This is a genomic window from Trueperaceae bacterium (genome assembly GCA_019454765.1).
GTDB lineage: Bacteria > Deinococcota > Deinococci > Deinococcales > Trueperaceae > JAAYYF01.
In genome coordinates, this window is record JACFNR010000075.1 from 1 (window position 1) to 4566 (window position 4566).

At 72.6% G+C, this 4566-nt stretch carries 5 protein-coding genes; 4 read left to right on the forward strand and 1 reads right to left on the reverse strand.

Annotated elements, in window-relative coordinates:
- From H3C53_13080 to H3C53_13095, 4 genes are all read left to right on the forward strand, one after another.
- Positions 1-993: Gfo/Idh/MocA family oxidoreductase (locus tag H3C53_13080; protein ID MBW7917599.1), on the forward strand; the 993-nt coding region annotated here is incomplete at its 5' end.
- A complete protein-coding gene (locus tag H3C53_13085; protein ID MBW7917600.1) occupies positions 990-2153 on the forward strand; it encodes a dihydrodipicolinate synthase family protein in 1164 nt (387 codons plus the stop codon). The genes H3C53_13080 and H3C53_13085, both read left to right, overlap by 4 nt.
- Before the next feature lie 31 nt (positions 2154-2184).
- Entirely contained in the window at positions 2185-2988 is an 804-nt protein-coding gene (locus tag H3C53_13090; protein MBW7917601.1) for a sugar phosphate isomerase/epimerase, read from the forward strand.
- Between the two features lie 51 nt (positions 2989-3039).
- Positions 3040-3933: a sugar phosphate isomerase/epimerase gene (locus tag H3C53_13095; GenBank protein MBW7917602.1), complete on the forward strand. Its 894-nt coding sequence runs from the start codon at positions 3040-3042 to the stop codon at positions 3931-3933.
- A gap of 78 nt (positions 3934-4011) precedes the next feature.
- Here the strand turns inward: H3C53_13095 and H3C53_13100 are convergent.
- Positions 4012-4566, reverse strand: a 555-nt coding sequence (locus H3C53_13100) for a Gfo/Idh/MocA family oxidoreductase (protein MBW7917603.1), incomplete at its 5' end; no start/stop codon positions are given.

Sequence of the window (4566 nt, forward strand, 5' to 3'; positions counted from 1 at the left end):
AACGAGACCAAGGTCGCGGCGCTGGCCGCCCGCCACGGGCTGAGCCGCTGGAGCACCGACCTGGAGGCCTGCCTGGCCGAGCCCGAGCTCACCCTCTACTTCGACGCCCAGGTCACCAACCTGCGGGTCGAGAGCGTGAAGCGCGCCATCGCCGCCGGCAAGGACGTCTACTGCGAGAAACCCACGGCCGAGTCGCTCGGCGAGGCGCTGGAACTCGCCCGGCTGGCCCGCGCCGCCGGCGTCAGGAACGGCGTGGTGCAGGACAAGCTGTTCCTGCCGGGCTTCATGAAGCTCAAGCGCCTGATCGACTCGGGCTTCTTCGGGCGCATCCTCTCGGTGCGCGGCGAGTTCGGCTACTGGGTCTTCGAGGGCGACTGGCAGGAGGCGCAGCGCCCCTCCTGGAACTACCGCAAGGAGGACGGCGGCGGCATCATCGTCGACATGCTGTGCCACTGGCGTTACCTCCTCGACGGCCTCTTCGGCGGCGTCAACGCCGTGAGCTGCCTGGGCGCCATCCACGTCCCCGAGCGCCACGACGAGCGCGGCAAGCCGTACGCCGTCACGGCCGACGACGCCGCCTACGCCACCTTCGAGCTGCAGGGCGGCGTGATCGCGCAGATCAACTCGTCGTGGGCCACCCGCGTCTACCGCGACGAGCTGTTCGTGCTGCAGGTCGACGGCACCGAGGGCAGCGCCGTGGCGGGCCTGCGCGAGTGCAAGGCGCAGCACCGCGTCAACACCCCCAAGCCCGTGTGGAACCCCGACGTGCCCAACCCGCACGACTTCCGGGCCCAGTGGCAGGACGTGCCCGACAACGCGGTCTTCGAGAACGCGTTCAAGGTTCAGTGGGAGATGTTCCTGAAGCACCTCGTGACGGGCGCCCCCTTCAAGTGGGACCTGCTCGAGGCCGCCAAGGGCGTGCAGCTCGCCGAGCTGGGCCTCGAGTCGTGGGAACAGCGCCGCTGGCTGACCGTGCCGGAGCTCGTGCTGTGAGGGTCCGGCTCCCGCGCGCGGACGGAACGTTCTACGAGCACGAGCTTGGGGGCGGCGTCGGCTTCGCGCCGCCCGAGGGCGGCTTCACGTCGCGCGTGGCGTACGCGGCCGCGCACGTGGTGGCCGACCCGTTCGCCGACAACACCCCCGGCCAACGCGCCGCCATCGACTGGGACGCCACCCTCTCCTACCGCCGCCACCTGTGGCGCCACGGCTTCGGGGTGGCCGAGGCCATGGACACGGCCCAGCGCGGCATGGGACTCGACTGGGAGGGCGCCAAGGAGCTCATCCGCCGCGCCACGGCCGAGGCGAAGGTCGCGGGCGGCCTCATCGCCTGCGGCGCGGGCACCGACCACCTGACCCCGGGCCCGGGCGTGGGCCTCGACGACGTCATCGCCGCCTACGAGGAGCAGTGCGAGTTCGTCGAGGCGCAGGGGTCGCGCGTCATCCTGATGGCCAGCCGCGCGCTGGCGGCCTGCGCCGAGGGCCCGGACGACTACACGCGCGTCTACGACCGCGTCCTGTCGCAGGTGGCCGAGCCCGTGATAATCCACTGGCTGGGCGACATGTTCGATCCCGCACTAGCGGGCTACTGGGGTTCTCGCGACCTGGACGCCGCCAGCGAGACGTGCCTCGCCGTCCTGGCCGCGAACGCCGCCAAGGTGGACGGCATCAAGGTGTCGCTCCTGGACGAGCGGCGCGAGGTCGACCTCAGGCGCCGCCTGCCGGCGGGCGTTCGCATGTACACGGGCGACGACTTCAACTACCCGGCGCTCATCGCGGGCGACGAGCACGGCCACAGCGACGCGCTCCTGGGCATCTTCGACGCCATCGCCCCCGCGGCGGCCACCGCCCTCAAGGCGCTCGACGCGGGCGACAGGGAGCGCTACGACGCGGTCCTCGGACCCACGGTGGCGCTCTCGCGCCACATCTTCAAGGCGCCCACCTACTTCTACAAGACGGGCATCGTGTTCCTCGCCTACCTGAACGGCTACCAGGATCACTTCCGCATGGTGGCGGGTCAGGAGTCGGGCCGGTCGCTGCCGCACCTCGCCGAGCTGCTCGTCCTCGCCGACGCGGCCGGGCTCATCGTCGACGGCGAGCTCGCCGCCAGCCGCATGAACGACGTCATGCGCGTGGCCGGCATGGTCGAGGGCTGAGGTGGCGGACGCGGCAGACGCCTTGCGCCGGCTGAGCTTCAACCAGGCCACTATCAACAAGTGGGGCGCGCTGGAGGCCATCGAGGCCTGCGCGCGCCACGGCGTCGGTTGGGTGAGCCTGTGGCGCGAGCCCGTCGCCAAGGACGGGCCGGCCGCCTGTGCCAAGGCGCTCAAGGAGACGGGCCTGCGGGTCTCCAGCCTCTGCCGCGGCGGGTTCTTCCCCGCCGCCACGGCGAGAGAGCGCGAGGAGCGCCTGGCGGAGAACCGCCGCGCCATCGACGAGTGCGCCGAGCTGGGCACCGACGTGCTGGTGCTGGTCTGTGGTGGGCTGCCGGAGGGCAGCCGCGACCTCGACGGCGCCCGGGAGATGGTCCGCGACGGCGTGGCCGCCCTCGTCCCCTACGCCGCCGAGCGCGGGGTCAAGCTCGGCATCGAGCCGCTCCACCCCATGTTCGCCGCCGACCGCAACGTCATCAGCACCCTGACGCTGGCCAACGACATCGCCCTGGGCCTCGCCTCGCCCCAGGTGGGCGTCGTCATCGACGTGTTCCACGTCTGGTGGGACCCCGCCGTCTACCGCGAGATCCGGCGCGCGGCCGACGTGACCCTGGGCTTCCACGTCAACGACTGGCTCGTCGACCCGCCCAGCGTGCTCCACTCGCGCGCCATGATGGGCGACGGCCCCATCGAGCTGCGGCGCCTGCGCCGCGCCGTCGACATGGCCGGTTACGACGGGCCCATCGAGGTCGAGATCTTCAACCGCGACGTCTGGGCCATGGACCCGGACGCCGTGATGACCACCATCAAGGAACGCTTCGTCAGCGAGGTGATGTGACGGAGTGACGGCGGCGGGCGCCCGCCCGACCGGCCGGCAGGAAGGAAGCGGATGTTCCACCTAGGCATCATCAACGACGAGGTCACGCGCGACTTCGAGGAGACGTGCGGGCTCATCGCGAGCTGGGGCCTTAGGCACGTGGAGCTGCGCGTGCTGTGGGGCAAGAACGTGCTGCTGCTGGACGACGCGCAGGTCGAGGAGGCCGCCGCCATAGTCCACCGGCACGGGCTCACCGTCACCGGCATCGCCTCGCCCGTCTTCAAGTCGCCCCTCGACGGCCGACCGCTGGAACGCGAGGCCGACTTCAGCCTGCCCGGCGTGGAGTCGGCGGAGGCGCAGACGGAGCTGCTCACGCGCGCCTGCAAGCTCGCCACGCGCTTCGGCGCGCGCCTGGTGCGCGTGTTCTCCTTCTGGCGCGAACCGTGGACGCCCGAGGTGGACGAGGCGCTCGTTGCGCGCTTCGCCGCGGCGGCGGACGTGGCCAGGCGGCACGACGTGGTTCTCGGCATCGAGAACGAGCCCGTCTGCATCGTCGGCACGGGCCGGGAGCTGGGTCGGCTGCGGGAGCTGCTGGAGGCGCGCCTGACGCCCGAGCAGTACGCGCACGTGGGCCTCCTGTGGGACCCCGGTAACGCCCGCGCCCTCGGCGAGCTTGACGCCTACCCCGGCGGTTTCGCGGCGGTGGCCGGCCCCAAGCTGGTGCACGTGCACGTCAAGGACCTGGTCCCCGTGGAGGGTGGCAGGCCGCGCTTCGTGCCCACCGGCGAGGGGGTCATCGACTACCGCGGCCAGTTCCGGGCGCTCGCGGCCGCCGGCTACCGCGGCAGCGTGGTGCTCGAGCCGCACTACCAGCCGGCGGGCGAGCCCGACGCCGCGTCGGCCCTCACGTGCGTGCGGGCCACGCGCGACATGCTCGCCGAACTGGGTCTCTTGGCCGAAGCCTAGTACCGGCGGCACCGGGCACGAGGCGGCACCGGACCCCCGGCGCCCGGCACTCCCCGCCTCGGACGTCGAACCCGGCCCCTAGCGCCGCCGGATCCCGGCGGCCTCGTAGACGCCGAGCACCACCGCCAGGCTGCGGCGGCCCTCCCGGCCGTCGGCGATGAGCTCCTCCTCGCCGTCCAGCGCCGCCACGAGGTTGGCGACGAGCCTCACGTGCCCGTCGAAGCTCACCTTGCGCGGGTCGCCGGCCGCGCCCGCCTCAACGGCGCGCGCGTCGGTGGCGGGCGGCGGTGCCTCGGGGTCGCGCGGCACGTGCCAGGTGGTCACCGCGTCGCCCGTCATCACGATGCTGCCCTCGCTGCCGTGGAAGCGCAGCTCGTGCGCGAAGCCGGGCGCCGCCGTGGTGGTGCCCGCCACCGTGGCCAGCGCCCCGCCGGGGAAGCGCAGGGTGGCGGCGGCCGTGTCCTCGACCTCCACGCCCCGTACGAGCGTGGCGGCGCTGGCTCCCACGACCTGAGGGTCGCCAAGGCACCAGACGAGCAGGTCGATCAGGTGGATCCCCTGGTTCATCAGCACGCCGCCGCCGTCGCCGTCCCAGGTGCCGCGCCAGTCGGCCTGGGCGTAGTAGGCGTCGGG